Below are 23,511 nucleotides of genomic sequence, written 5' to 3'. Positions count from 1 at the left end.
ATGACTCTTGAGTTTTCACAACTGGGTCTTGCCCCTGATTTCGTGGACTACATGCAGGGCTGGGACCTGCAGCGCGAGATCCACAACAAAGTTGTTGCGGGCGAGAAGAACAGCACCGTTTTGCTCCTGGAGCACGCTGCCGTCTATACGGCCGGCAAACTCACGGAAGATCACGAACGACCCTTTGACGGGACACCCGTCGTTCCCGTGGACCGCGGTGGAAAGTTGACCTGGCATGGTCCAGGACAGCTGATCGCCTATCCCATCCTCAAACTCAAGAACCGCGCCGGTATCCGCGACTATGTGGAACGGCTCGAAGCCATCATGATTGCCGTGATGTCGGACTACGGCATCAACGCCGTGACTGTGAAAGGCCGGGCCGGCGTCTGGCTGCTTGCCGATGAAAAAGGTCCGGACCGCAAAATTGCCGCTATCGGTATCCGCGTCCTGGACGGCGTCACCATGCATGGTGTCGCCATCAACTGCAGCAATGACTTGGCGCCTTACGCACAGATCATTGCCTGTGGAATTACCGACGCCAGTGTCACCACCATGTCGCTGGAAGCCGGCCGGACCATCAACCCGGCCGACATCGTTGACCGCTTCGTGGAAGAATTCCGCAAGCATGAAGAAGCACTCATTTCCACCCACGAAGGAGCACTCCAGTGACCCTGGCACCTGAAGGCCGTAAGTTGCTGCGCGTTGAGCAGCGTAACTCGGCGGTCCCGGTTGAACGCAAGCCCGAGTGGATCAAGGCCAAGGTCCAGATGGGTCCTGAGTTCGTCCAGCTCAAGAACCTGGTGAAGAAGGAAGGCCTGCACACTGTGTGTGAAGAGGCCGGCTGCCCGAACATTTTTGAGTGCTGGGAAGACAAGGAAGCGACGTTCCTGATCGGCGGGTCCGAGTGCACCCGGCGGTGTGATTTCTGCCAGATCGATACCGGCAAGCCGTCCCCTGTGGACATGTTCGAACCCACCAAGGTGGCCCGATCGGTGCAGGCGATGCAGTTGCGCTACGCCACCGTCACCGGTGTGGCCCGTGATGACCTGGCCGATGAGGGTGTGTGGTTGTACGCCGAAACGGTCCGGAAGATCCACGAACTGAACCCGGGCACCGGGGTGGAGTTGCTGATCCCGGATTTCTCCGGCAAGCCGGAGCACATCGCGGCGATCTGTGATTCCAAGCCCGAGGTGTTCGCGCACAACGTCGAGACCGTGCCGAGGATTTTCAAGCGGATCCGTCCGGCGTTCCGGTACGAGCGGTCCCTTGATGTCATCACGCAGGGCCGTGATTTGGGCATGGTGACCAAGTCCAACCTGATCCTGGGCATGGGCGAGACCCGGGAGGAAATCTCCGAGGCCCTGCGTGACTTGCACGCGGCCGGGTGTGATTTGATCACGATCACCCAGTACCTGCGCCCGTCCGAGCGGCACTTGCCGGTGGACCGGTGGGTCAAGCCGCAGGAGTTCGTGGATCTCCAGCACGAGGCCGAGGAGATCGGGTTCCTTGGTGTGATGTCGGGTCCGTTGGTGCGGTCCTCGTACCGGGCCGGGCGCCTCTGGGCCACCGCGATGCGGAAGAAGGGCCGGGACATCCCCGCCCACCTCGCCCACATTGCCGAGGGTATCCAGGACTCCGGCACCACCCGCCAGGAAGCCTCCACCATCCTCGCCGCCCACAAGTAGGCAAGCCCATCCTCAGCCGCGCCGCCCCACCAGGCGGCGCGGCTGAGTGGTCTCATCCCAGGTAAAACCGGTTCCGGGCGCCCAGGTGATCCAATTGGAAGCACCAGGCGGCCCGTCCGATGCCGGAGGTAGCAGCGTCCAACCCGCGTTCCAAGGTGGAAACGTCAATGACCTGCTCGTCGGAGACGAAGATGAACTCACTCCCCGAATGGACAAGGCTCTTTTCCGTTTGGGCCGCCGTGTACCCATGCACTGATGGTCGCGTCCAGAAGATCCCTTTACTCACGATCCTTGCGGGCACGCCCGCGGCTGTAGCGTTGGACGGGACGTTCTTTGTGATCAGGGCACGGGCAGCAAGAATGCTGCCGGAACCGACCTTGGCTCCCTTGAGAAGAAGCGTGTCTTCCCCCAACCACACATGGTCCCCCACCCAAATGGACTCGCTCGGATTAACCCGCTGGTGATGCTCGACTGAATAGATCAAGTGTGGGTCAGCCGTCCTGAAGGCAACCCGGGACGAAAACATTGCATCGCTGCCCACGATCACGTGCTTGCGTTCAGTGGGAAGGACCCGTGCTTCTGCCGTGAAAGTTGCGCCAGGGCCCAAATAGAAGACCGACTCTTCGAATACCGTCACAATCAGCCTGAGGAACCCATGGGACTTCCGGAGATGGATCACGGCGTCGTTCCCCAGGAAGCGGAGCCTTGTGTTGCGGAGCCTTGTTCCATCCTCGATGAAGAGGACGTTTCCAGTTCCCGCGAATTCGACGCTTGATGAGGTGAATTCAGACCCGGGCGTTTCCTTGAGGTGTACTACGTTGTCTTGAATGGCGGAGACATCCGCGTAAGAGCGGATGATCTGGTTCTTCGGGGGCTGGCCACCTCTGCTTGAATCAGTATTGTCGGACACCGGCCACCTCCCGGGAGTCCGTAAGCACAACGCTGGTGTCTTCCCAGTCAATGGCGGACAGTGCCTCGGCAGCGTCGGCGTGCGTGTCTCCATGGACGACGATCAGCAAGCGCTGGACTCCGGCAGCGATGACAAACCTCAGAGCTGCGATATCCGCCAAGGCCCAGCCATCGAGGACTTGGACTGCAGCCCTGCACGCCGTCCGGGTACAACTGTCCTCGACGTCTGCAATGCCTGCTTCGGGGTCGGAAACGAAATGGATCTCCATGGTGTCACCGTCAGGGGCCAGTGTGCGGCAGCTATAGCGGAAACGCGCGAAGGTATCTCCGTCGAGCACGGCATAGTCCTGCGTGGTTTCTGTGTGAAGTGTCAACGCCTGGGAGCTCAAGGTCTTCTTTGGTATCCGTGTCCCCGGTTTCACAGCCTCCGGCAGGGCGCCGGTCCACGTGGTCCCATCGGCCTTCATGGCGATCACCTGGGAGAGCTGGCCGATGGGGTCATAGGCGGGGAAAAGGCTCTGCTCACCGGCGGTGTATTTGACGAAGTGATAGGAGTGCTCCGTCATCAGCTGCAGGAACCGTGTTCTCCCCGAGCTCCCGGCGATGAACCAGTTGGCCCCGGTGACCGTGGAAGCTTCCGCATCGATCCTGACCTGCACCTGGAGGGTCTGGTCGTGGCGGAAGGTACGCATCTCTTCGCACGCGAATTGTTCCTCCACCGGGTCGCCGAGAAATCTCCGAATGATGCACAACATGGCGGGGAGAGCGGCCCTGGCGACGTCGGAGTGTCCGCCATTGATGCGGTACTTCGAGAGATTGGGTATGTCGGAGGCCAACTCGATCAGCGAATGATTGCTCAGCTCGTCGGAGTTCGTATAGAAGTAGTCAATTTTGCGTCCTTCCGCGAAATACCGGCGGAGGCGGTCCTCTGGTTGCCCGACATCGCGCAAGGCACGGTTTTGCAAGAGGTTGTCCTTGAAGAACGGCTTGCTGAAGTAGTACGGCAGGTTCATTTGCGGCACTGCAAGAAGCAAGGCGGCCTCAGGATAGTCCATGGCGTAGTGGATGGCGATGGAACCACCCTTGGATGCACCGAAGAAGAGCATCTCTTTACGATCGATGTGGAACCGGCTCCGCAGCCCCTCAATGGCTCCCCCCACCCGGCTCTCCAGAGGCCTGCCTGCATTGTCCACCATCATGTAGGAACCGGCCACCAGGTAACGGTCTTGGAAGCACACCGTCATGGTGTCCCGCAGGTCCGTCTCCGTGAGGTCCTTGAGGTAACTTACTGCATAGGAAATCCGCGTAGTCGAAGGGCCAAAACCAGGGAAGGTGATGAGCATCCTTTTCGGGTTTGTTGTGTTCCCGCGCAAGGAGTAGAACACGTCCCCGTGTTGCTCCACACCATACTGCTCATCGTACGAAACTTGCTGTCGCGTAGTGAACGCTCCCCGCCCGATCTTCAACTCATAGGGTGTATCGATATCGACAGCGAAGCGGGAGACATCGTCCGAGGTGACGATGATGTTGCGGTATTCAAGAGGGAACCCACGGGCCGGTGGTTCCACCATGTTTCCATAGACCACCTTCCCGTCCTGGAACAGCCGGAACTGCTGACCCTTCCAGGCTTCCCAATTGCCCAAGGTCAGCTTCGCGAAGTAGACCCCTTGCGGGAGGCTTTCGGAGGCAACACGGCGGATCCTCCCCTCCAGGCCCTTGGCCTTGATAATGCGCCGCACGGGTGAATCGGCACGGGAGGCCAGGACTGCCCTGGCGACCTCCAGCCCGGCAGGCGAGTAGGCCGCCGCCCGGCCCGCTTTGGTGATGCTCTTCTTGAAGCCATGAATCAACGCCATCAGAGACTCAACATCCTTTCGACGATCTTTTCGTTGATGCGTGCTGGATCCACTCCCTCAAAGAAGCGCTCACGGCGTCTGATGTACTTGGGATCCCTCACGGCGAAATCCTCACGGACGATGTGGTTCACCAGTTCGGAGTGCTCACTGAACACAGGGCCCAGTCCGTCGTCGCTGTAGTCCATGCGACTCTCGTAGGGCTGGTCGTTGAAGAAATCGGCTGCGTCCCAGTGGTAGTACGCAATTGGCTTGCCCACGAAGGCCGCGTCAAGGGCCGCGGAACTGTAGTCGGTCACCACGAGCTCAGCGGCGCAGATCGCTTCCCGGTAGCTCAAATCAGACTTCACGATGCGTTCGGTAAACCTGAACTGTCCGGCTCGTTTTTCCACGTTGGGGTGAAGCTTCACATGCATGATCCGGTCTGTGTCCTCAAGGAACCTGATGAGCCTTGGGTCCGAGAGCAAGGTGTCAATGGCATGGAAGTAGCCCGACTGCACAAAGTGCTCAGTCGAGGACTGGTGCAGGTTGAAGCGCCATGTGGGCATGAAGAGAAGATGTTGTTGTCCTTGGATGTCGCGGGCCAAGGACTCGTAGCGCGGCAATCCACTGTTCAGGGTCTCAACAGGAGCCAATTTGCTCATGTATTCCGTTTCGATCCTGCCCGTGGCAACAAAAACGTCAAAGTACTTGGAGAGCACCCAATCGGACATGTCATTGAGCTGGATTCCATGCTGGAGGTAGACAAACCGGGAGTTGGCGAACGATTTTCCGCGGTATCTGATGCTGTATATCTGCGAGGACACCACAAGGTCTGATATGAGGAACTTCTCGTAGAAATCCTTGGTGCAAATAGAAATCAGGTTGAAGCCCTTGGCCTCCAGGCGCGCCCAGTCGGGCGACTTGGGGTTGATCGCGAAGTACGCATGGGTAAATTCGGGATGCCTTGCTGTGAAGTACTCATACAAATGCTCTGCATTGTCGTCTGCTTGATGAGGCCGGTCGAAAAAGAGGATCGTCGAGGAAGGGCGGATCGGCCGGTTGTAGAAGTTGTAGCTGCCGGGCCTGGCATGGCCGGACCTGAGATTGCGTGCCAGATAGCACTTTCCGATCCTCAGGATCTCGTCATTGAACAGCAACTCATACAGTGGGACCTCGCTCGCGCCAGCGTCAGGCTTGTGCCGGAAAACCAGGTAGGCGTCTTTGTTGCTGAGTTGCTTGTAGAACTGCTTGCCGTCTTCCGGGTCAACCAGCCAGCGGATCCAGGCAGCTTCGAAAGGCTGCAGCGGCTCCACCATGGCCAGAAGCTCCATCAGCTCGAAGCCGCTGATCAAGTCCCGAAGATGGTTCAACTTAATGGACGTCGCCTTTTGCCCCCGGATCCCCCGGAGGAACAGTGCAACGTAGCGCAGGACCTGCAGCCTGATTTCTTTGGAGTGAACGGGCATCACCGGCATCAGACGGTTGGCTTCCGCGGCAACCTTAAGGCCGATCGCTCCCTTGGTATCTGATGCCATAGAGAAACCTGTGGTGAGCGGCCTGACCTTCGCTATCGACCAATACATGCGGTAGCTGGTGTAGATGGCGGTGCGATCCAGGTCCTCGAGCGCCTCCAGTGCGTCGGACAATCTCCTCGTGTTGAAGGCACTGCCAAAGACGTCGGTGTCGCGGGCGTAGTGGTACGCGTCGTCGAGCTTGGTTCCGGCCACATGTTTCGGGATGGGGCCTGTGTACATGACGGGCTCGGCAAGATAGACCGTGCGCGACTTGAGGTACTCGAAGAGGGTGGCCACGTAGTTCGCAGACAAGAGGTGGGAAGTCCGCATGAAGATGACGTACTTGCTGTCGATCTGCCGGCAGAGCCTGGCGATGACGGTCGTCGTCAAGGGCTCAGCAACATGAAGGACCGAGAAATGCGATTCAAGCCGCAGGCGTGCAGCTATCAATCGCCGGTACATGGCGGACTCGCGGTCAAGTTGTCCGGTTTCCTCAAGGACGATGGTGAGCAGTGGCGGCAAATCGGGCATGTGGTTCCTATGGCGATCAAACGTGGGGAAATGCGCAGTGTCGAGTCACTCCGGAGCTTGGGAGTCACTTAAACCAAGTGACACAGCGGGCTGGTTCGTGACGGAGAAATCAAAAACGAATCGCCTGCGGCCTGGCCGTGGTCCTCAAGGCGTCCGGTGTCTGGGCGTACATCACGTAGAATTAAGGCACTATGGCGAACTCCCCTGATTCCAGCAACTCGACCCCCTCGGCCGACGCACCCAAGCGTGGGCTGTTCCAGCGCAAGCCCAAGGAAGCCAAGGCAAAGAAGCCTGGCCAGCTGAAGCAAATCGCTGAAGTCTTCAAAATGACCCGGCGGAACGATCCCCAGGTCGTGTGGATCATGGTGCTGGCGTTCCTTGCCGTGGTGGCTGTCGCATTCCTGATCGGCTTCCTTCTGGAGAACTGGGTCACCGGCCTGATTATCGGTATTCCGCTGGGTCTCCTGGCAGCGGTGTTCATCCTGTCCCGAAGGGCCGAAAAGGCTGCCTTCGCCCAGATCGAGAACCAGCCGGGCGCCTCTGGCGCCGCCTTGGGAACCCTCCGCCGTGGTTGGGTCACGCAGGACCAGCCTGTAGCGGTCAACCCACGCACGCAGGACGCAGTCTTCATGGCCATTGGCCGGCCCGGGGTTGTCTTGGTCAGCGAAGGTCCCACACACCGTGTTAAGCCCCTTGTCGATGCAGAGCGCAAGCGCCTTGCCCGTATTCTTCCGAACGTCACCATCCACGTTCTGGAATCCGGACGGGGAGAAGGCCAAGTGCCCCTGAACAAACTGGCAAAGACCATGGGCAAGCTCAACAAGGAGCTCACCAAGATTGAAGTAAACGCTGTCAGCAAACGCATCAATTCCCTGGGGAACCGCCTGCCGATCCCCAAAGGCATTGATCCCTACAAAGCGCGCCCTGACCGCAAGGCCGCGCGCGGACGCTGACGCTCTTCGTTACAACGAAAAACCGCTGCTCCCCGAATTCGGTGGAGCAGCGGTTTTTTGTTGTCTTCTTTGCCGGGAGGGCGTGCCTACATCCGTATGAGGATAGTGTTCATCGCTTTGTCGTGCAGGCCCCGCTGGTCGGGATCAAAGACGACTGCCGGAATGACCAGGCACAAGAGGATCGTCCGTACCACTGCGGCCACCGGACCGGCAGGACCTCCGCCCAAGCGAACCACATGGATGCCAGCCACCCTGTGTCCGATGCTGTAGCCCAAGGTGCCAATCAGGAGAATCTGCTCAACAGCGAAAATGGCCAGCGTAGCCCATGGGTCGCCGCCGAAGGCAAAGTTGCTGATGACCAACGCGATGGTCCAATCCACAACGATGCCCAGGATGCGGCGCCCGGCGCGCGCAGTGGAGCCGGGACCCGATTCAGGCAACCCGAGCCTTTCGCCGGGATACTTGGAGATTCCGGACGTGTCCGGACCGCTCAACCAGGAGCCAATGTCTTTTCTATCTACCACACTTCAAGCCTAACGGCTGGGCTGCCCGGTGTCCGACCTGCCAGAGCTCCGGAAGCGGCCGCCAGAGGTGCTTGTCGGGGCGCAGTGTTCGCCCACCGGACCGACGTGGACCAGACACCGGGAAGCCGACTACCGTTTACACAACAGATGATTCTGTAACCTGCCGGAAACAATACTGACACCCCCGGGAAATCCCATCTCCCTATGGTGGTATGAGTTGCCAGCCACCACTGCACAAGGGGATGTTTTGTGTCTCCGGAGCTTTGGCATGGGCTGCACCACGCGGCCTTCCGGGCCTGTTACTTGATATGCATAAGGAGCATAGATGTTCAAGACTGCGGACGAAGTCCTCAAGTTCATCAAAGACGAAGACGTCAAATTCGTCGATATCCGCTTCACCGACCTTCCTGGTGTCCAGCAGCACTTCAATGTGCCGGCCAAGAGCGTTGACCTTGACTTCTTCGTCAATGGCCAGCTCTTCGATGGTTCTTCCATCCGCGGCTTCCAGGGCATCGCTGAGTCCGACATGCAGCTCATCCCGGATGTGACCTCGGCCTTCATCGACACGTTCCGCATCGAGAAGACGCTTGCGCTGAACTTCTCCATCGTGAACCCCCGCACCGGTGACCCCTACCACCGCGACCCCCGTGGCGTAGCCGAGAAGGCTGAAGCCTACCTGGCCTCCACCGGCATCGCCGACACTGCTTTCTTCGCTCCCGAGGCTGAGTTCTTCGTCTTCGACAACATCCAGTACGAGTCCTCCCCTCAGGGCAGCTTCTACAAGATCGACTCCGAGGAAGCTCACTGGAACACCGGCCGTAAGGAAGAGGGCGGAAACCTCGGCTACAAGACCCCCGTCAAGGGCGGTTACTTCCCGGTCTCCCCCACCGACAAGCAGGCTGACCTTCGCGACGCCATGTGCATCGAACTGGACAAGGCCGGCCTTGAGGTTGAGCGCTCCCACCACGAAGTTGGATCCGCGGGCCAGGCCGAGATCAACTACAAGTTCACCACGCTGACCGCGGCTGCTGATGACCTGCAGAAGTTCAAGTACATCATCAAGAACACTGCCGATGCTTGGGGCAAGTCCGTCACCTTCATGCCGAAGCCCGTCTTCGGTGACAACGGCTCGGGCATGCACTGCCACCAGTCACTGTGGAGCAACGGTGACCCGCTGTTCTACGACGAGAAGGGCTACGCAGGCCTCTCCGACATGGCTCGCTGGTACATCGGCGGCCTGCTGAAGCACTCTTCCGCAGTCTTGGCTTTCACCAACCCGACGGTCAACTCCTACCGCCGCCTGGTCAAGGGCTTCGAGGCACCCGTGAACATGGTCTACTCGCAGGGCAACCGCTCCGCCGGTATCCGTATCCCGATCACGGGCACCAACCCGAAGGCCAAGCGCATCGAGTTCCGCGCTCCGGACCCCTCGTCCAACCCGTACCTGGCGTTCGCTGCCCAGCTGATGGCCGGCATCGACGGTATCCGCAACCGCATTGAGCCCCCGGCTCCCATCGACAAGGACCTCTACGAGCTCCCGGCCGAGGAAGCCAAGGACATCCCCAAGGCTCCGGGTTCCCTGGAAGAAGCTCTTGAGGCCCTTCGCGAGGACAACGAGTTCCTGCAGGCCGGCGGCGTCTTCACCCAGGACCTCATCGACACTTGGATCGACTACAAGTACGAGAATGAGATCCGCCCGCTGTCGCTGCGCCCGAACCCGTACGAGTTCGAGCTCTACTACGGCGTCTAAGCTCCACCACGCGCATTAACCAGCGCGATCCCCGGTCCATATGGACCGGGGATCGCCTTTTTTGCGGCTAACTACTCAGTCTTATCCTGATCGCGTTCGCGGATGTTCCTGGCGATCTCATCCAGTTTCTCCTTGACGAAACCAGCAGCTTCCGAAAGACCCTTTTCAGCGCTGCCCAGCGGATCCAGCTGAAGGTAGACCTTGTGGTCGATCGTGAGGTCGTATTCATCCTTCAGGTGGGTACCGCCGCCGACTCCATCAAGCGACAGGTAGACCAGCGCTTCGGTTCGCGCAATGCCTGCGATGGTTCCGAAAACCACAGTGAAGTCATTGGGCTGAAAGCTCACGGACTGGCCCACATGGCGCCGGTCCAACTCCCCGGCAAGGACGGTCTTCTCTGTCGAACTTGGGTTGTATTCCATGGACTTTCCCTCTGCCTAGAGAACAGTGACAGAAGAAGTCTATAAGGATACTTAGCGTCTGCGCAGCCTGATGCCCCAGGAGCCGCAGCGCTCACGGGAGCCAAGCCATCAGTGCTTGGTTCTGGGCGACCGTCCCGGGACTTCCGGCGCTGCACAGTCAGTGCAGAACACCCGGTCGGTTTCTTCGCCGCAGCACTGGCAGCGATGGAGCAGGGCCGCTGGTTCAATCACATACGTTGTCATAACCACAATGCTGCCCCGCGGCCATTGCGGGGACACGAGTAGCGTGTACTCGTTTTTTCGCCTGCCAGGTACCGCGACTACTTGGATTCGAAAAACCGCAGCTCTTCGGCGGTCGCCGGAGAATGGCTTAAAACTCCCCCGACCATTGCAGCAGGTTCTTCGTCAGAGAAGGTCGCAAAGCAGCGCCGGCAGACAAACGTACCGGCACGGCCGTGACGCGAGGACCAGTGCGGCCCTGCCTGTTCGCAGCGAAAACAGCACATGGTGGAGAAAGCTGCACCTTCCGAATCCACGCTGATTGTCACGGGAGAATCCTAAACGACCCCAGCCGCCGGGGCCAGACCCCTGCACATTTTGCCGCGGCAGTATTTCTACTGCTTGCCGTACTTCTTGTGCACCGCCTGCTTACTGACGCCCAGGCAAAGGGCTATCGCCTCCCATGACAAACCGGACTGCCTGGCCGCACGTACCAGCGAAGCTTCCCGCCGCCCGACTTCCTTCTGAAGTTCCGCTACAGCGTACAGTGCCTCAGCCGGGCCCATTCCATCCATCGATCCCACCAGCGTCTTCATTCGGTCCACCTCCATGACGTCAACCCTAGTTGACGAAATGCTAATCGTCAACCAGTGTTGACGTCAGTGTCACTCAAAGGCCCTGTACATCGTTCGCTGCGGACCGGAACTGCCGCCCAGGTACCTGCCTGCATCGACGAAGCCAGCCTTGGCGTAAGCAGCCTGTCCCGCCGGATTACGTTCGTTGACGGACAGCACGACGCCGGTCTGGCCGCCGCCCAGCCGGGTCGTCAGCTTCCACGCCTCCTGTGTTGCCGCACGCGCAGCCCGTGTTCCCAGGCCACGCCCTTGGCTTCCCGAGTCGATCAGGAAGCCCCTGAGAAGCCATGCAGAATCATCGTCGGACCAACCCGCCAATTCCGCAGCCCCGTACTGGAGGGTCAGCACGCCCACCGCCAGCCCCCCTGACTCAATGACGTACGGCAGACGGGACTCCTCCTCCATGCCCAGCAGCATCATGCGGAGGGGGTCCCCGACGAACTCGCGCTGCCTCTCCTCGACGGAAAGCGTGGCCACGGCACCCAGGTGAATGGCCCGCGCGTCATCGTCCAGGCACTTAAGCGGAATCAGCCACACATCACCCACGTCAGAGTGATCATTCGCGCTCGAAAATTGATCTTTCGAGTCATATTCAAGCATTTCGCGGGGTCTTCCTACTAGTGTTGTCACAACTGTTCCCTACGTCGAAGGAACCTCTCCATGAACCGGCCGAACGTCATTCTGATCTGCGTGGATGAATGGAGGGGCGACTGCCTGTCCTCGGACGGCCATCCCTACGTCGAAACACCCCATCTCGACGAACTCGCCCGAAGCGGCGTGCGGTTCTCCAAAGGCTATTCTGCTACGCCATCCTGCGTCCCTGCCCGCGCGGCCCTGTTTACAGGACAGTCCCAGGAACGCCACGGACGGGTGGGGTACAACGACGGCGTACCGTTTCACGCTGTCCACCCGGTGACAGTACAGGACGAGTTCAGAAAGGGCGGATACCACACCCAAGCAATCGGCAAGATGCATGTGTGGCCCGAACGCTCAAGGCTCGGCTTCGACGATGTGGTCCTCCATGACGGCTACCTTCATCACGCGCGGCGGGAACACCAACAGCATTTCGCCATGTTTGATGACTACGTGCCGTGGCTCCGGAGGCAGCCGGGGATGGGCCCCGATGCAGAGTATTTCGATCACGGTGTGAACTGCAACTCGGTTGTTGCCCGGCCCTGGGACAAGGCAGAGAACCTGCACCCTACGCATTGGATCGGCACGCAGGCCATCGAATGGATGCACCGCCGCGATCCTGTGAAACCATTCTTCCTCTACCTTTCCTTCCACCGTCCGCACCCACCGTACGACCCGCCGTCGTGGGCTTTTGAGCAGTACCTCGGCCTTCCCGGGTATGAGGCCGTGGTGGGCAATTGGGAGCACCACTGGGATGGGAACCGGAGGGACGGAGACTACCAAGCAAGCTACGGCAGAATGCCGGACCATGTGGTCCACCGTGCCAGGGCTGGGTACTACGGCCTGATGGCGCAGATCGATCTGCAGATCAACCGGATCAAGGAGTCACTGGCGGATTTCGGACTCGATGACAACACGGTCATAGCCTTCACCAGCGACCACGGGGAAATGATGGGCGACCACCACATGTTCCGCAAGGCCGTGCCCTACGAGGGATCCGCCCGCATACCGTTCATTATCGCCAACTCACCTGCAGCACAGGACGCAGCGCGGGGCACCGTAGTGGACCACGTGGTGGAACTGCGGGACATCATGCCCACGCTGCTGGATCTTGCCGGGTTGCCCATCCCGGACTCCGTGGATGGAAAGTCCCTTGCGCCCCTGGTGCGCGGCGAGAATACCCAATCCGTCCGGGACGTCCTGCACGGCGAACACGTCTATTGGGGCCAGAACCTGCACTGGTTGACCGACGGGCACCACAAATACATTTGGGGTTCCGGAAGAGGAACAGAAGAACTGTTCAACCTCGACGCCGATCCGCAGGAACGCTTCAACCTCGCCGACGATCCCGCGAGCCACGCTGAACTGCACCGCTGGCGGGATCGGATGGTGGAGACACTCCGGGACCGTGAAGAAGGCTACGTGGTCAACGGCACGCTGGTGCCAGGGGTTCCGGTGGTCTCCATGTTGCGGCATGCCCGGGAAATGGCCGGGGCGGCGCTTCCCCAGGGCTAATTGCCGTAGAAGACCTTCTCGAACACTCCCCTGGCCCTCCGGCTGAGCCGCAGGTAATCCTCTTCGAACTGGCCGGCATTTCCTGGAGCATATCCACACCAGCGCGCCGCAGCCTCAAGGTCCTTGCGTGAAGACGGCAGAAGGTCAGAAGCCCGTCCCGTGACGATCACATTCGCTGAGCGTATCCTGCTGGCAAACCGCCACGCATCCCGCAGGAGCGCGGCGTCGTCGTGTCCAATGAAGTCCAGTTTTTCCGCTGCGGAGAGGGCCTCAAGCGTCGAAGTTGTCCTCAGCTCCGGATGCTTGCCGGCGTGCTGCAGCTGGATCAACTGCACCAGCCATTCGACGTCGCTCAGCCCGCCGCGCCCAAGCTTGACGTGACGCGCAGGATCGGCGCCTCGCGGCAAACGTTCAGACTCCACGCGTGCTTTGATTCGACGGACTTCCCGCACATCCTGCTCCGCCAACTCCCGAGGGTAGCGGATCGGGTCAATAAGATTGACGAAATCGGCGGCAAGCTCATCGGAACCGGCCATGGGACGCGCCCGCAGCAGCGCCTGGGCCTCCCAAATAAGCGACCACCGACGGTAGTACTCCGCATAGGACTCCAGCGACCGGACCATCGCGCCGTTCTTGCCTTCGGGCCGCAGGTCCGCGTCCACCATGAGTACCCGTTCAGCCATGATGGCCGGCTTGAGCGGCTGGGTCAGGAAGCTGGAGACTTTGGCGACGATCGCCGTCGCCTGCTCCTGGGCCTCTGCGTCAGAGAACCCGGGACGGGCGCGATGCACATAGATGACGTCGGCGTCCGAGCCGTAACCGATTTCCCGTCCACCCTGCCGCCCCATGGCGACCACCAGGACATCGGTTTTCAGAGGACCATCGGCGGCAATGACGGATTCGGCTACATGAAGCGCCCCCAGGACAGCGGCCCGGTCGGTTTCAGCCAGGGCAAGGCCAACTGCGTCCTGGTCCAGCAATCCGGAACTGTCGGCGATCGCTGTCCGCAGGATCTCGCGGCGCCGGATCAAGCGAATGAGCCGCATGGCACTTTCGGGATCCGGGTGGCGGGAAAGCTTGGACCGGATCTCCTGCCACTGGGCTTCGAAGCTGATGGGCACCAGCTCTTTGTCGCTGCCCAGCCAGGCCACAGACTCCGGGGAAACTTCCAATAGATCCGATATCAGCCGGGAGTTGGCCAGCACCTGGCACAAGCGTTCCGCAGCCGCCTGCGAATCCCTCAACAGACCCAAATACCAATGTGTCGTGCCCAGGGCCTCGCTGACTCTGCGGAAGGCGAGCAGACCGGCGTCGGGGTCCACGCCTTCAGCGAGCCAGCCCAGCAAAATGGGGAGAAGCTGCCGCTGCAGCGCCGCCCGCCGGCTGACTCCGGCCGTCAGCGCTTCAATGTGCCGCATTGCCCCTTGCGGATCCGAGTAGCCCAGGGCAGCAAGCCGCCCTTGGGCTGCCTCGGGGGTGAGCTTGGCATCCTCGCTGCTCAGCTTGGCCGCAGTATTGAGCAAGGGGCGGTAGAAGATGCGCTCATGCAGCTCCCGCACGGCTTTCTTGGTCTTCTGCCAGGTCGCCATCAGCTGGTCCGGATGCGGCCGTTCCAGCGAAAAAGGCCCCAGGACGGCCTTGGCAAGGAACCGCTGCGCGTCCTCGGCCACTGGCATGAGATGGGTTCGCCGCAGCTGGAAAAGCTGGATCCGGTGCTCCAGCAAACGCAGGTACCGGTAGGCGTTGTCGAAAGCGGCTGCATCCGTGCGGCCGATGTAACCTCCGGCAGACAGTGCGGCAATGGCTGACGTGGTGTCCCTGGATCGCAGGGATTCGTCGGATTTTCCGTGGACCAGTTGCAGCAGCTGGACGGTGAACTCGACATCGCGAAGGCCGCCGCGCCCCAGTTTGATCTGGCGCTGTTCCTCGGCCGCGGGGATGTAATCGGTGACCCTGCGGCGCATCGCCTGCACGGATTCGACGAACCCTTCGCGGCCCGCGGAGGCCCACACCAGCGGTTCCACCGCTTTCTCGTAGCGCTGGCCCAGTTCCCGGTCGCCGGCAATGGTGCGTGCTTTCAGGAGCGCCTGGAACTCCCAGCTTTCTGCCCAACGTGCGTAGTAGCTGAGGTGGGAGGGCAAGGTACGGACCAACGGTCCGGACTTTCCCTCGGGACGGAGGTTGGCATCGACTTCCCATAGCCCGGGCTCCGGCGCCGACGAAGAAATCGCGCGGGAAATCCCGGACGCCAGGGCAGTACCGATGGTGGACGCCCGGGCGTCCTCCAGATCCCCCGCCTCAATGACGTAAATGACGTCGACGTCGGAGATGTAGTTCAGTTCACGGGCGCCGCACTTGCCCATGCCAATGACGGCAAGCCCGACGTCGGCGATCTCCGCGGCAGCGTACTGTCCTGCCGCTTCGGCCCGGGACACGGCGAGGGCGGCCTCGATGGCGGCACCAGCAAGGTCGGCCAGTTCGGCGCCGACAGCCGGCATGAAGTCCTGGGGCGATGCGGCACAAAGATCCTTGATGGCCAGCTCGGTCAGCCCGCGTCGATAGGCACTCCGAAGTGCCGCGTAGGCCGGCATACCGGTGATTCCGGCCACGGGGCGCTGGGCTCCGGGCTCGGCTTTCACGGAACGGAGAAGCATGGCCCGGAGCTCTTCACTGGAGGCCTGGAGGGGCTCCGGGCTGACGCGGGCCTCGAACACATCCAGGTGTTCAGGCCGGCGCATGAGGAACTCGCCCAGCGCCTCGGAAGCGCCCAACAGACGGTACATGGGCTCGCTGGTGTCCTGCTCCGCCGCAGCCAGCTTCTTCAGCCCTGGATTCTTCTCCAGAAGGCGGACCAACGATTGCAGGGCCGTGTCCGGGCTCGCGGACATGGAGAGCCCGGCAAAGAGCGCTTCCTGGTCAATACCCTCAAGTTCAGGGGCAGTAAGGAAACGTTCTGCCTTTTCGAGATCACTGAAACCGGCTGAAATGAGCCGACGTGCAAGGCTCATTGGCCTTGCCTACAGAATGCCGAGGTTGCGCTGCAACTCGTACGGTGTGACCTGAAGGCGGTAATCCTGCCACTCCGCGCGCTTGTTGCGCAGGAAGTGCTCGAAGACCTGCTCGCCCAGGATCTCGGCTACAAGCTCCGATTCCTCCATGGCGCGGATGGCGTCGTGGAGGCTGGCCGGCAATGGCGCATGCCCCATGGCCCTGCGCTCAGCGGTGGTCAACGACCAGACGTCGTCTTCCGCAGCAGCGGGAAGTTCGTAGCCTTCCTCGATGCCCTTCAACCCTGCGCCCAGCAGGACAGCGTAGGCCAGGTACGGGTTGGTGGCGGAGTCGATCCCGCGGTACTCGATACGCGCCGACTGGCCCTTGCCGGGCTTGTACAGCGGAACGCGGACAAGCGCGGAACGGTTGTTGTGTCCCCAGCTCAGGTAGCTCGGCGCCTCGCCGCCGCCCCAGAGCCGCTTGTAGGAGTTCACGAACTGGTTGGTGACTGCCGTGAATTCGGGCGCGTGCTTCAAAATTCCAGCGATGAACTGGCGTGCCGTCTTAGACAGCTGGAACTCAGCTCCAGCTTCAAAGAACGCGTTGGTATCGCCCTCGAACAGGGAGAAGTGGGTGTGCATGCCGGAGCCGGGGTGGTCCGTGAATGGCTTGGGCATGAAGGTGGCGTAAGTCCCCTGCTGGAGCGCGACCTCCTTGATGACCGTACGGAAGGTCATGATGTTGTCAGCGGTCTGCAGGGCATCCGCGTAACGGAGGTCGATCTCGTTCTGGCCCGGGCCGCCTTCATGGTGGCTGAACTCCACGGAGATGCCGACGGATTCGAGCATGGTGACAGCCGTACGGCGGAAGTCCTGGGCAACGCCGCCCGGAACGTGGTCGAAGTAGCCTCCCTCATCCACGGGAACCGGCGAGCCATCGGGGCCGAGGTCCTTGGACTTGAGCAGGTAGAACTCGATCTCCGGGTGGGTGTAGCAGGTGAACCCCATGTCCGCAGCTTTAGCCAGGGTCCGTTTGAGGACGTTGCGGGGGTCAGCTGCGGAGGGTTCACCGTCAGGGGTCAGGACGTCGCAGAACATGCGCGATGTCTGTTCCGTCTCACCGCGCCAGGGCAGGATCTGGAAAGTCGACGGATCCGGCTGGGCGAGCATGTCGGACTCAAAGACGCGGGCAAGGCCCTCGATCGCTGAACCGTCAAAGCCAAGGCCCTCTTCAAAAGCTCCCTCAACCTCGGCAGGCGCAAGCGCTACCGACTTCAGGGAACCCACGACGTCGGTGAACCACAAGCGTACGAAGCGCACGTCACGCTCTTCGATCGTCCGCAGAACGAACTCTTGCTGGCGGTCCATAGGGCCTCTTTTCCGATTCAGTGTCCATGCCGCTGGTTCCAATGGTTTGGAGCCACGACAACTCAGCCTTCACTCTACTAAGTCTTCGGTGCTTATGCCGCAGCAGTACCTGCGCGTAACACAGCGTTTACATTCAGTGACGCTTGGCACACTGGTGGCAGGCGTCGTCGGCACCCCTTAGGCTCTACCCATGGCCCCGAGCAACCTTCCTGAGTCCACCACGCCCGCCGAAGTTCCCGCACCGTACGGGACCGGCCCGGCATCTGCTGCCACGACGCCCGCTTCAAGCGCAGGTAAGCCGATCAGCAGAGTCAGGATCCACCACCTCCAGCAAGCCAAGGACAACGGCGGGCGCTTCGCCATGCTGACTGCCTACGAGCAGTACACAGCAGAGATTTTTGACCAGGCAGGAATCGAAGTCCTCCTCGTCGGAGACTCGGCATCCAACAACGTCTTTGGCAACGAGACGAGCTTGCCCGTCACTGTGGACGAGCTCCTGCCCCTGACCCGGGCGGTGAGCCGGGCTGCCAAGAGGGCCCTGATCGTGGCGGACCTTCCCTTCGGCAGCTACGAGGTTTCGCCAGGGCACGCAGTTGCTACCGGCGTCCGGTTCCTCAAGGAAGGCCTGGCGCACGCCGTCAAGATCGAGGGGGGCGCTTATTACGCAGACACCGTTAAAGCCATGGTTCAGGCCGGCATCCCCGTCATGGCCCATATTGGCTTCACTCCGCAGAGCGAACACTCCTTGGGCGGTTATCGCGTCCAAGGCCGCGGAGACGACGCACAACGACTCGTGGACGACGCTCTCGCACTGCAGGACGCCGGAGCCTTCAGCGTGCTCATGGAAATGGTTCCGGCGGAAACGGCGGCCGCCGTCGATGCCGCGTTGCGGGTACCAACCGTAGGTATCGGTGCCGGGAACACCACCACAGGCCAGGTCCTCGTGTGGCAGGACATGGCTGGTCTGCGGGGAGGAAAAATGGCCAAGTTCGTCAAGCAATACGCCGACCTGCGCACCACCCTGAGCGACGCAGCCGTCGCATACGGCGAGGACGTCAGGTCCGGGCAGTTTCCCGGACCCGAGCATTCCTTCTAGTCGTCGTCCTGGGCGTCCCAGGCATCGTTTCGGGCTTTAACCTTTTCCAAGGCGTGTTCGGCTTCTTCCCTGGTTTTGTAAGGGCCAATCAGCTGGGTCCAATCGGACATGGCGTCCTCTTCGATCTCGTGCGTCTTGACGTTGTACCAGTACTCCGTCACGTCTCCTCCTCGGTCCTTGGGCGGCTGGACGCGTAACGTTGGCGGGGTCACGGGAACCCGGCCACCCTTTGTTACTTACGTCTCTTGTGTGCCTTATATGATCAATCTATGCCTTCTCTTGCTTCGACTGCACCCATCGGCGCCCTCACCCCAGGAACCATCAGCCCCGAGCGGCCTGTCCCGGCCTCCATTCCGCGGCCCGAGTACGTCGGCAAGAAGGCGCCGGCCAAGTTCACCGGTTCCGAGGTGAAGTCGGCGGAGACCATCGAAAAGATCCGCATCGCCGGCAAGATCGCGGCCCAGGCGATAGTCGAGGTGGGCAAGCACCTGGAGCCCGGCGTCACCACGGACTACCTGGATAAAATCGGCCACGAGTTCCTTCTGGACCACAAGGCCTATCCCTCAACGCTTGGCTACCGTGGCTTTCCCAAGTCGTTGTGTTCCTCGCTGAACGAAGTCATCTGCCACGGGATCCCCGATTCCACCGTGGTGCAGGACGGCGACATCCTGAACATCGACATCACAGCCTTCATCGGTGGAGTCCATGGGGATACCAACTACACTTTCCTGGTTGGCGACGTGGATGAGGAATCCCGTCTGCTGGTTGAGCGTACGCAGGAGTCGCTCAACCGGGCCATCAAGGCCGTGGCCCCTGGCCGCGAAATCAACGTAATCGGCCGTGCCATCCAGTCCTACGCCAAACGCTTCGGCTACGGCGTGGTGCGGGACTTCACTGGCCACGGTGTGGGTGAGGCCTTCCACACGGGCCTCATCATTCCGCATTACGACGCAGCCCCGGCGTATAACACCGTGATCGAGGAAGGCATGGTCTTCACCATTGAACCCATGCTGACGCTCGGCACCATCGAATGGGACATGTGGGCCGACGACTGGACAGTCGTTACCAAGGACCACAAGCGCACGGCCCAGTTCGAACACACCCTGCTGGTCACTGAGACCGGCGCGGAAATCCTTACCCTTCCCTGAGTTCGTCGGAAGGTCCAGCAGCCCGGGCGGCTGCGCCATGCCCATCCCCTCCTGCCATGATCGGAATTGCATTGTCCAAGAAGGATGAGAAGACCCACAAGAACGCACCGCTGATCGGTATCGACATCGGTGGCACCGGCATCAAGGGCGGCATCGTCGACCTGAAAAAGGGCAAGCTGATTGGAGACCGCTTCCGTGTTCCCACACCCCAGCCCGCAACTCCTGAGGCAGTAGCCGAGGTTGTAGCCCAGATCGTCGAAGAACTGTCCAGCCGCCCGGACGCCCCGGCTGCAGACTCCCCGGTGGGTGTGACCTTCCCCGGGATCATCCAGCACGGCGTGGTCAACTCAGCTGCCAACGTGGACAAGACCTGGCTCGGTACTGACATCGACGCAAGGTTTACCAAGCGTCTTGGCCGACCCGTGGAAGTTATCAACGACGCCGACGCAGCCGGTCTGGCTGAAGCCCGCTACGGAGCCGGCGAAGGCGTGGATGGAACGGTCCTGGTCATCACTCTGGGAACCGGAATTGGCTCTGCTTTCATCTTCAACGGCCAGCTGGTCCCCAACGCGGAGCTGGGCCACCTTGAGGTGGATGGACACGACGCCGAGACCAAGGCCTCCGCCGTAGCCCGTGAACGCGATGGCCTGAGCTGGGACGAGTACGGCGTCCTGCTCAACCGATACCTCCAGCATGTTGAGTTCCTGTTCTCCCCCGAACTTTTCATTGTGGGCGGCGGAATCTCCAAGCGCTCCGATGAGTACTTCCCGCACCTGGACCTGCGCACCAAGATTGTGACTGCGAAACTGAAGAACGACGCCGGTATTGTCGGCGCAGCGCTTGAGGTCGCTTTGCACCACAAGCTCACCAAGTAGTCCGCAGGATGGCTGAGGACACAGTTCCGGGAGTCGGAACGGTAATCGTCACGGGGGCCAGCCGAGGCATCGGAGCTGCCGTGGCCCACGCTGCGGCGCGCGCAGGATATGCAGTGGTGGTCAACTACTCCGAGGACAGCGCAGGAGCTAAAAACGTGGCTGAGGACATTATCGGACTGGGCGGCAGGGCACTGGCCGTCCAGGCCGACGTCAGCCGCCCCGCCGACGTCGTGCGTTTGTTCGACGAAGCCGCGGCCTTGGGTCAGGTGACCGCCGTTATCAACAACGCGGCCATCACCGGCAACCTGATCGGCCCCCTGGTGGGCGTACCGGCCGAGACCATTCAACGGGTTGTTGACGTCAACGTATCCGGGATGATCCATATGTGCCAGGAAGCTGTTCGACGGCTCTCCACCGACAACGGCGGCAGTGGCGGATCGATCGTTAATATCTCGTCAACCGCCACCAAAGCGGGCTCGCCTGGAACCTGGGTCCACTACGCTGCCACGAAGGGCGCTGTAGATGTCCTCACGGTTGGTTTGGCGGCCGAGGTGGCCAAACAGGGCATCCGGGTCAACGCGGTGGCCCCCGGCAGCACCAACACAGGATTGCATGCCGCCGCAGGCATGCCGGACCGGGTGGAAAGGTTGAACCCCACCATTCCCATGGGGCGCGGGGCTGAACCCGAAGAAGTGGCGGCGGCCGTCTTATGGCTGACGTCCGCCGAGGCCGGGTACATTACCGGAGCTGTGCTTCCTGTTTCCGGAGGCCGCTGACCGGCGTGCCGGAAACGCTCACCCTGGCGTGTGCCGGTCCTGGTGCCGGTGGCGGGTGCGGCTTCCCCTCCGCACCGCCACCGGAGCTAGAGTGGGCTCTTCTCTGAACCCTTGGCTTCTTTTGCCCCGGCCTTCGCATGCTCTTCATGCTCGTGGCGAAGCAGTGAAATGGCCGATTCAAAGTCTTCCAGGGACTCAAAAGCCTGGTAGACGCTGGCGAAGCGCAAGTAGGCTACCTCGTCCAGCTTCCGCAGCGGGCCAAGAATGGCCAAACCGACCTCGTGCGCGTCAATTTCCGCCGCACCCGAGGACCGGATGTTTTCTTCGACTTCCTGCGCCAACATGGCGAGATCGTCCTCAGTAACCGGGCGTCCTTGGCATGCCTTGCGGACACCACTGATGACCTTGATCCGGCTGAAGGGCTCACCGACTCCGGACCGTTTGATGACGGAAAGGCTGGTGGTCTCCACGGTGGTGAATCGACGGCCACATTCAGGGCACTGACGGCGGCGGCGGATGGAAGAGCCGTCGTCGGCCATGCGGCTGTCAACGACACGGGAGTCGGGATTCCGGCAGAACGGACAATACACGCTGGGCCTCCCCTGACAGTTCCGGCACGGAACGGAGCCGGCGGGTTGCCGGGGACGCAAAAGGTGCCGGAAGTTTAACTTCCGGCACCAGTTTACGTTTGTTCACTACGTAATGACAAGCGTGTAATTACTACATGTAGTAGTGGGCACCCTTATATGTAGTGGTTAAGTGGGCTACGCAAAGCGGATCCGGACCGCGTCGCCGTGACCGGGGAGATCTTCGGCACCGGACAAGCTCACGATGTGGCCGCTGACCTGTTCCAGCGCCGAACGGTTGTAGTTGATCACCTGAACGGCACGGAGGAACGTGGTGACATTCAAGCCTGAAGAGAAGGCCGCTGTTCCGCTGGTGGGCAGTACGTGGTTGGATCCGGCACAGTAGTCACCCAGACTGACGGGGCTGTAGTCACCCACAAAGATGGCGCCGGCGTTACGGATCCGCGACGCAACAGCCGCAGCATCCGCCGTCATGATTTCCAGGTGTTCAGCTGCATAGGCATTGCAGACCGCGATCCCCTGTTCGAGATCATCCACCAGCACCACACCGGACTGCGGCCCGGACAACGCCTCCAGAACCCGGGCGCTGTGCTTGGTGACGGCAGCCTGCCGTGCCAGTTCAGACACGACGGCGTCAGCCAGGTCAGCGGAGTCCGTCACCAGAACTGAAGCTGCTTTGGGGTCGTGCTCTGCCTGGCTGATGAGGTCGGCGGCCACGAGGGGGGCCTGTGCTGTGGAATCGGCAAGAATGGCAATCTCGGTGGTACCGGCCTCTGAGTCGATGCCCACCACGCCCTTGACGAGCCTCTTGGCCGTGGCAACAAAGATGTTTCCGGGGCCGGTCACCACATCCACGGGTTCAATGGGCAGCTCGTCTGCGGATCCCGGGATTCCGTAGGCGAAGGAAACGATCGCCTGCGCACCGCCGATGGCATAGACCTCATCAATGCCGAGCAGCTTTGCCGCAGCCAGGATGGTGGGGTGCGGAAGGCCGTCGAAGTCTTTCTGGGGTGGGGAAGCCAGGGCAATCGACTCAACCCCGGCCGCTACTGCCGGCACCACGTTCATGATCACTGAGGAGGCCAGAGGAGCGAGCCCGCCGGGCACGTAGAGCCCAACGCGGCCCACCGGAATCCAGTTCTGGCTGACGACTGCGCCATCGGCCAGGGCAACATCCACATTGGCCGGGCGCTGCTGCTCCGCAAACTGCCTGGCGCGGCTGATGGACTCTTCCAAAGCAGCGCGGACGTCGGAATCCAGACCGGCCAAGGCCTGGTCCAGCGCCTCAGCCGGAACCCGTGGGTGGGACTGTTCCACGCCGTCGAACTTCCTGGCCAGCTCAGCGAGGGCCGCGAAGCCACGGCCGCGGACGGCTGAAATGATGTCCTGGACCTTCTGCTCGGCGTCGGCCATGGTCTGGTGGCGCGCCCTGGGAACTGCGGCACGCAGCTCAGCCAGGGAAAGGTGGCGGCCCCGGAAATCGATGCTCCGGAAATCGAGGGAAGCGGCGGGGCGGGCGGAAGTATCCGAAGAAGTGGTCACTTGG

Annotated in this window: 22 protein-coding genes; 9 read left to right on the top strand and 13 right to left on the bottom strand. The window is 61.3% G+C overall.

The window, feature by feature from the left end; genetic code table 11:
- On the top strand, positions 1 to 669 hold the full coding sequence (gene lipB / locus AYX22_RS09215) for a lipoyl(octanoyl) transferase LipB (protein WP_207597146.1): 669 nt from the start codon (positions 1 to 3) through the stop codon (positions 667 to 669).
- Positions 666 to 1,685 carry a lipoyl synthase gene (gene lipA, locus AYX22_RS09210; RefSeq protein WP_207597145.1) on the top strand — a complete coding sequence of 340 codons (1,020 nt, stop codon included), beginning with the start codon at positions 666 to 668 and terminating at the stop codon, positions 1,683 to 1,685. Before lipB ends, lipA begins: the two co-directional genes overlap by 4 nt.
- A 52-nt stretch (positions 1,686 to 1,737) precedes the next feature.
- Here lipA and AYX22_RS09205 read toward each other — a convergent pair whose 3' ends face one another.
- From AYX22_RS09205 to AYX22_RS09195, 3 genes are read right to left on the bottom strand one after another with little or no spacing between them, the layout of a single operon-like run.
- The gene (locus tag AYX22_RS09205; RefSeq protein WP_207597144.1) at positions 1,738 to 2,595 is read right to left on the bottom strand and encodes an acyltransferase; all 858 of its coding nucleotides are present in this window, start codon (positions 2,593 to 2,595) and stop codon (positions 1,738 to 1,740) included.
- Entirely contained in the window at positions 2,579 to 4,450 is a 1,872-nt protein-coding gene (locus tag AYX22_RS09200; RefSeq protein ID WP_207597143.1) for a hypothetical protein, read from the bottom strand. Before AYX22_RS09200 ends, AYX22_RS09205 begins: the two co-directional genes overlap by 17 nt.
- Positions 4,450 to 6,474 (bottom strand): CDP-glycerol glycerophosphotransferase family protein, encoded by a 2,025-nt coding sequence (locus tag AYX22_RS09195; protein WP_207597142.1) that lies wholly within the window; start codon positions 6,472 to 6,474, stop codon positions 4,450 to 4,452. Before AYX22_RS09195 ends, AYX22_RS09200 begins: the two co-directional genes overlap by 1 nt.
- A 191-nt stretch (positions 6,475 to 6,665) precedes the next feature.
- On the opposite strand from AYX22_RS09195, the gene AYX22_RS09190 reads away from it, so the two are divergent.
- Entirely contained in the window at positions 6,666 to 7,427 is a 762-nt protein-coding gene (locus tag AYX22_RS09190) for a DUF4191 domain-containing protein (protein ID WP_207597141.1), read from the top strand.
- An 86-nt stretch (positions 7,428 to 7,513) separates the two neighbouring features.
- Here the strand turns inward: AYX22_RS09190 and AYX22_RS09185 are convergent, their stop codons facing one another.
- The gene (locus tag AYX22_RS09185) at positions 7,514 to 7,951 is read right to left on the bottom strand and encodes an RDD family protein (protein WP_207597140.1); all 438 of its coding nucleotides are present in this window, start codon (positions 7,949 to 7,951) and stop codon (positions 7,514 to 7,516) included.
- A gap of 325 nt (positions 7,952 to 8,276) precedes the next feature.
- On the opposite strand from AYX22_RS09185, the gene glnA (AYX22_RS09180) reads away from it, so the two are divergent.
- Positions 8,277 to 9,701 carry a type I glutamate--ammonia ligase gene (gene glnA, locus AYX22_RS09180; protein WP_089594519.1) on the top strand — a complete coding sequence of 475 codons (1,425 nt, stop codon included), beginning with the start codon at positions 8,277 to 8,279 and terminating at the stop codon, positions 9,699 to 9,701.
- A gap of 71 nt (positions 9,702 to 9,772) precedes the next feature.
- On the opposite strand, the gene AYX22_RS09175 is transcribed toward glnA (AYX22_RS09180), so the two are convergent.
- From AYX22_RS09175 to AYX22_RS09160, 4 genes are all read right to left on the bottom strand, one after another.
- Positions 9,773 to 10,123: a hypothetical protein gene (locus AYX22_RS09175; protein WP_207597139.1), complete on the bottom strand. Its 351-nt coding sequence runs from the start codon at positions 10,121 to 10,123 to the stop codon at positions 9,773 to 9,775.
- A 320-nt stretch (positions 10,124 to 10,443) separates the two neighbouring features.
- The gene (locus tag AYX22_RS09170; RefSeq protein WP_207597138.1) at positions 10,444 to 10,671 is read right to left on the bottom strand and encodes a hypothetical protein; all 228 of its coding nucleotides are present in this window, start codon (positions 10,669 to 10,671) and stop codon (positions 10,444 to 10,446) included.
- Between the two features lie 66 nt (positions 10,672 to 10,737).
- Complete coding sequence (locus AYX22_RS09165) at positions 10,738 to 10,953, bottom strand: hypothetical protein (protein WP_026542533.1); 216 nt, start codon at positions 10,951 to 10,953, stop codon at positions 10,738 to 10,740.
- A 54-nt stretch (positions 10,954 to 11,007) separates the two neighbouring features.
- Positions 11,008 to 11,577 carry a GNAT family N-acetyltransferase gene (locus AYX22_RS09160; RefSeq protein ID WP_207597137.1) on the bottom strand — a complete coding sequence of 190 codons (570 nt, stop codon included), beginning with the start codon at positions 11,575 to 11,577 and terminating at the stop codon, positions 11,008 to 11,010.
- A 60-nt stretch (positions 11,578 to 11,637) separates the two neighbouring features.
- On the opposite strand from AYX22_RS09160, the gene AYX22_RS09155 reads away from it, so the two are divergent.
- A complete protein-coding gene (locus AYX22_RS09155) occupies positions 11,638 to 13,125 on the top strand; it encodes an arylsulfatase (RefSeq protein ID WP_207597136.1) in 1,488 nt (495 codons plus the stop codon).
- On the opposite strand, the gene AYX22_RS09150 is transcribed toward AYX22_RS09155, so the two are convergent.
- Together AYX22_RS09150 and glnA (AYX22_RS09145) are read right to left on the bottom strand one after the other, a co-directional pair.
- On the bottom strand, positions 13,122 to 16,133 hold the full coding sequence (locus AYX22_RS09150; RefSeq protein WP_207597135.1) for a bifunctional [glutamine synthetase] adenylyltransferase/[glutamine synthetase]-adenylyl-L-tyrosine phosphorylase: 3,012 nt from the start codon (positions 16,131 to 16,133) through the stop codon (positions 13,122 to 13,124). The genes AYX22_RS09155 and AYX22_RS09150 overlap by 4 nt on opposite strands.
- Before the next feature lie 9 nt (positions 16,134 to 16,142).
- Positions 16,143 to 17,483: a type I glutamate--ammonia ligase gene (glnA, locus tag AYX22_RS09145; protein ID WP_026542529.1), complete on the bottom strand. Its 1,341-nt coding sequence runs from the start codon at positions 17,481 to 17,483 to the stop codon at positions 16,143 to 16,145.
- Positions 17,484 to 17,673: 190 nt separating this feature from the next.
- On the opposite strand from glnA (AYX22_RS09145), the gene panB reads away from it, so the two are divergent.
- Entirely contained in the window at positions 17,674 to 18,579 is a 906-nt protein-coding gene (panB, locus tag AYX22_RS09140) for a 3-methyl-2-oxobutanoate hydroxymethyltransferase (RefSeq protein ID WP_207597134.1), read from the top strand.
- Here the strand turns inward: panB and AYX22_RS09135 are convergent.
- On the bottom strand, positions 18,576 to 18,740 hold the full coding sequence (locus AYX22_RS09135; RefSeq protein WP_011774435.1) for an SPOR domain-containing protein: 165 nt from the start codon (positions 18,738 to 18,740) through the stop codon (positions 18,576 to 18,578). The genes panB and AYX22_RS09135 overlap by 4 nt on opposite strands.
- A 108-nt stretch (positions 18,741 to 18,848) precedes the next feature.
- Between AYX22_RS09135 and map the strand changes: the two genes are divergently transcribed.
- The 3 genes from map (at position 18,849) to AYX22_RS09120 (ending at position 21,378) form a co-directional block, all read left to right on the top strand.
- Complete coding sequence (map, locus tag AYX22_RS09130) at positions 18,849 to 19,727, top strand: type I methionyl aminopeptidase (protein WP_207597133.1); 879 nt, start codon at positions 18,849 to 18,851, stop codon at positions 19,725 to 19,727.
- Positions 19,728 to 19,798: 71 nt separating this feature from the next.
- Positions 19,799 to 20,602, top strand: a complete 804-nt coding sequence (ppgK, locus tag AYX22_RS09125; RefSeq protein WP_278251957.1) for a polyphosphate--glucose phosphotransferase — start codon at positions 19,799 to 19,801, stop codon at positions 20,600 to 20,602.
- Between the two features lie 8 nt (positions 20,603 to 20,610).
- The gene (locus tag AYX22_RS09120; protein ID WP_207597131.1) at positions 20,611 to 21,378 is read left to right on the top strand and encodes an SDR family oxidoreductase; all 768 of its coding nucleotides are present in this window, start codon (positions 20,611 to 20,613) and stop codon (positions 21,376 to 21,378) included.
- 86 nt (positions 21,379 to 21,464) lie between these two features.
- On the opposite strand, the gene nrdR is transcribed toward AYX22_RS09120, so the two are convergent.
- Both nrdR and hisD read right to left on the bottom strand, forming a co-directional pair.
- Positions 21,465 to 21,968 (bottom strand): transcriptional regulator NrdR, encoded by a 504-nt coding sequence (gene nrdR / locus AYX22_RS09115; protein ID WP_089594513.1) that lies wholly within the window; start codon positions 21,966 to 21,968, stop codon positions 21,465 to 21,467.
- Between the two features lie 174 nt (positions 21,969 to 22,142).
- The gene (gene hisD, locus AYX22_RS09110; RefSeq protein ID WP_207597130.1) at positions 22,143 to 23,507 is read right to left on the bottom strand and encodes a histidinol dehydrogenase; all 1,365 of its coding nucleotides are present in this window, start codon (positions 23,505 to 23,507) and stop codon (positions 22,143 to 22,145) included.
- Positions 23,508 to 23,511 lie beyond the last annotated feature (4 nt).

The organism is Arthrobacter sp. D5-1 (assembly GCF_017357425.1).
GTDB lineage: Bacteria > Actinomycetota > Actinomycetes > Actinomycetales > Micrococcaceae > Arthrobacter.
This window is presented reverse-complemented; position numbering and strand designations above follow the sequence as displayed.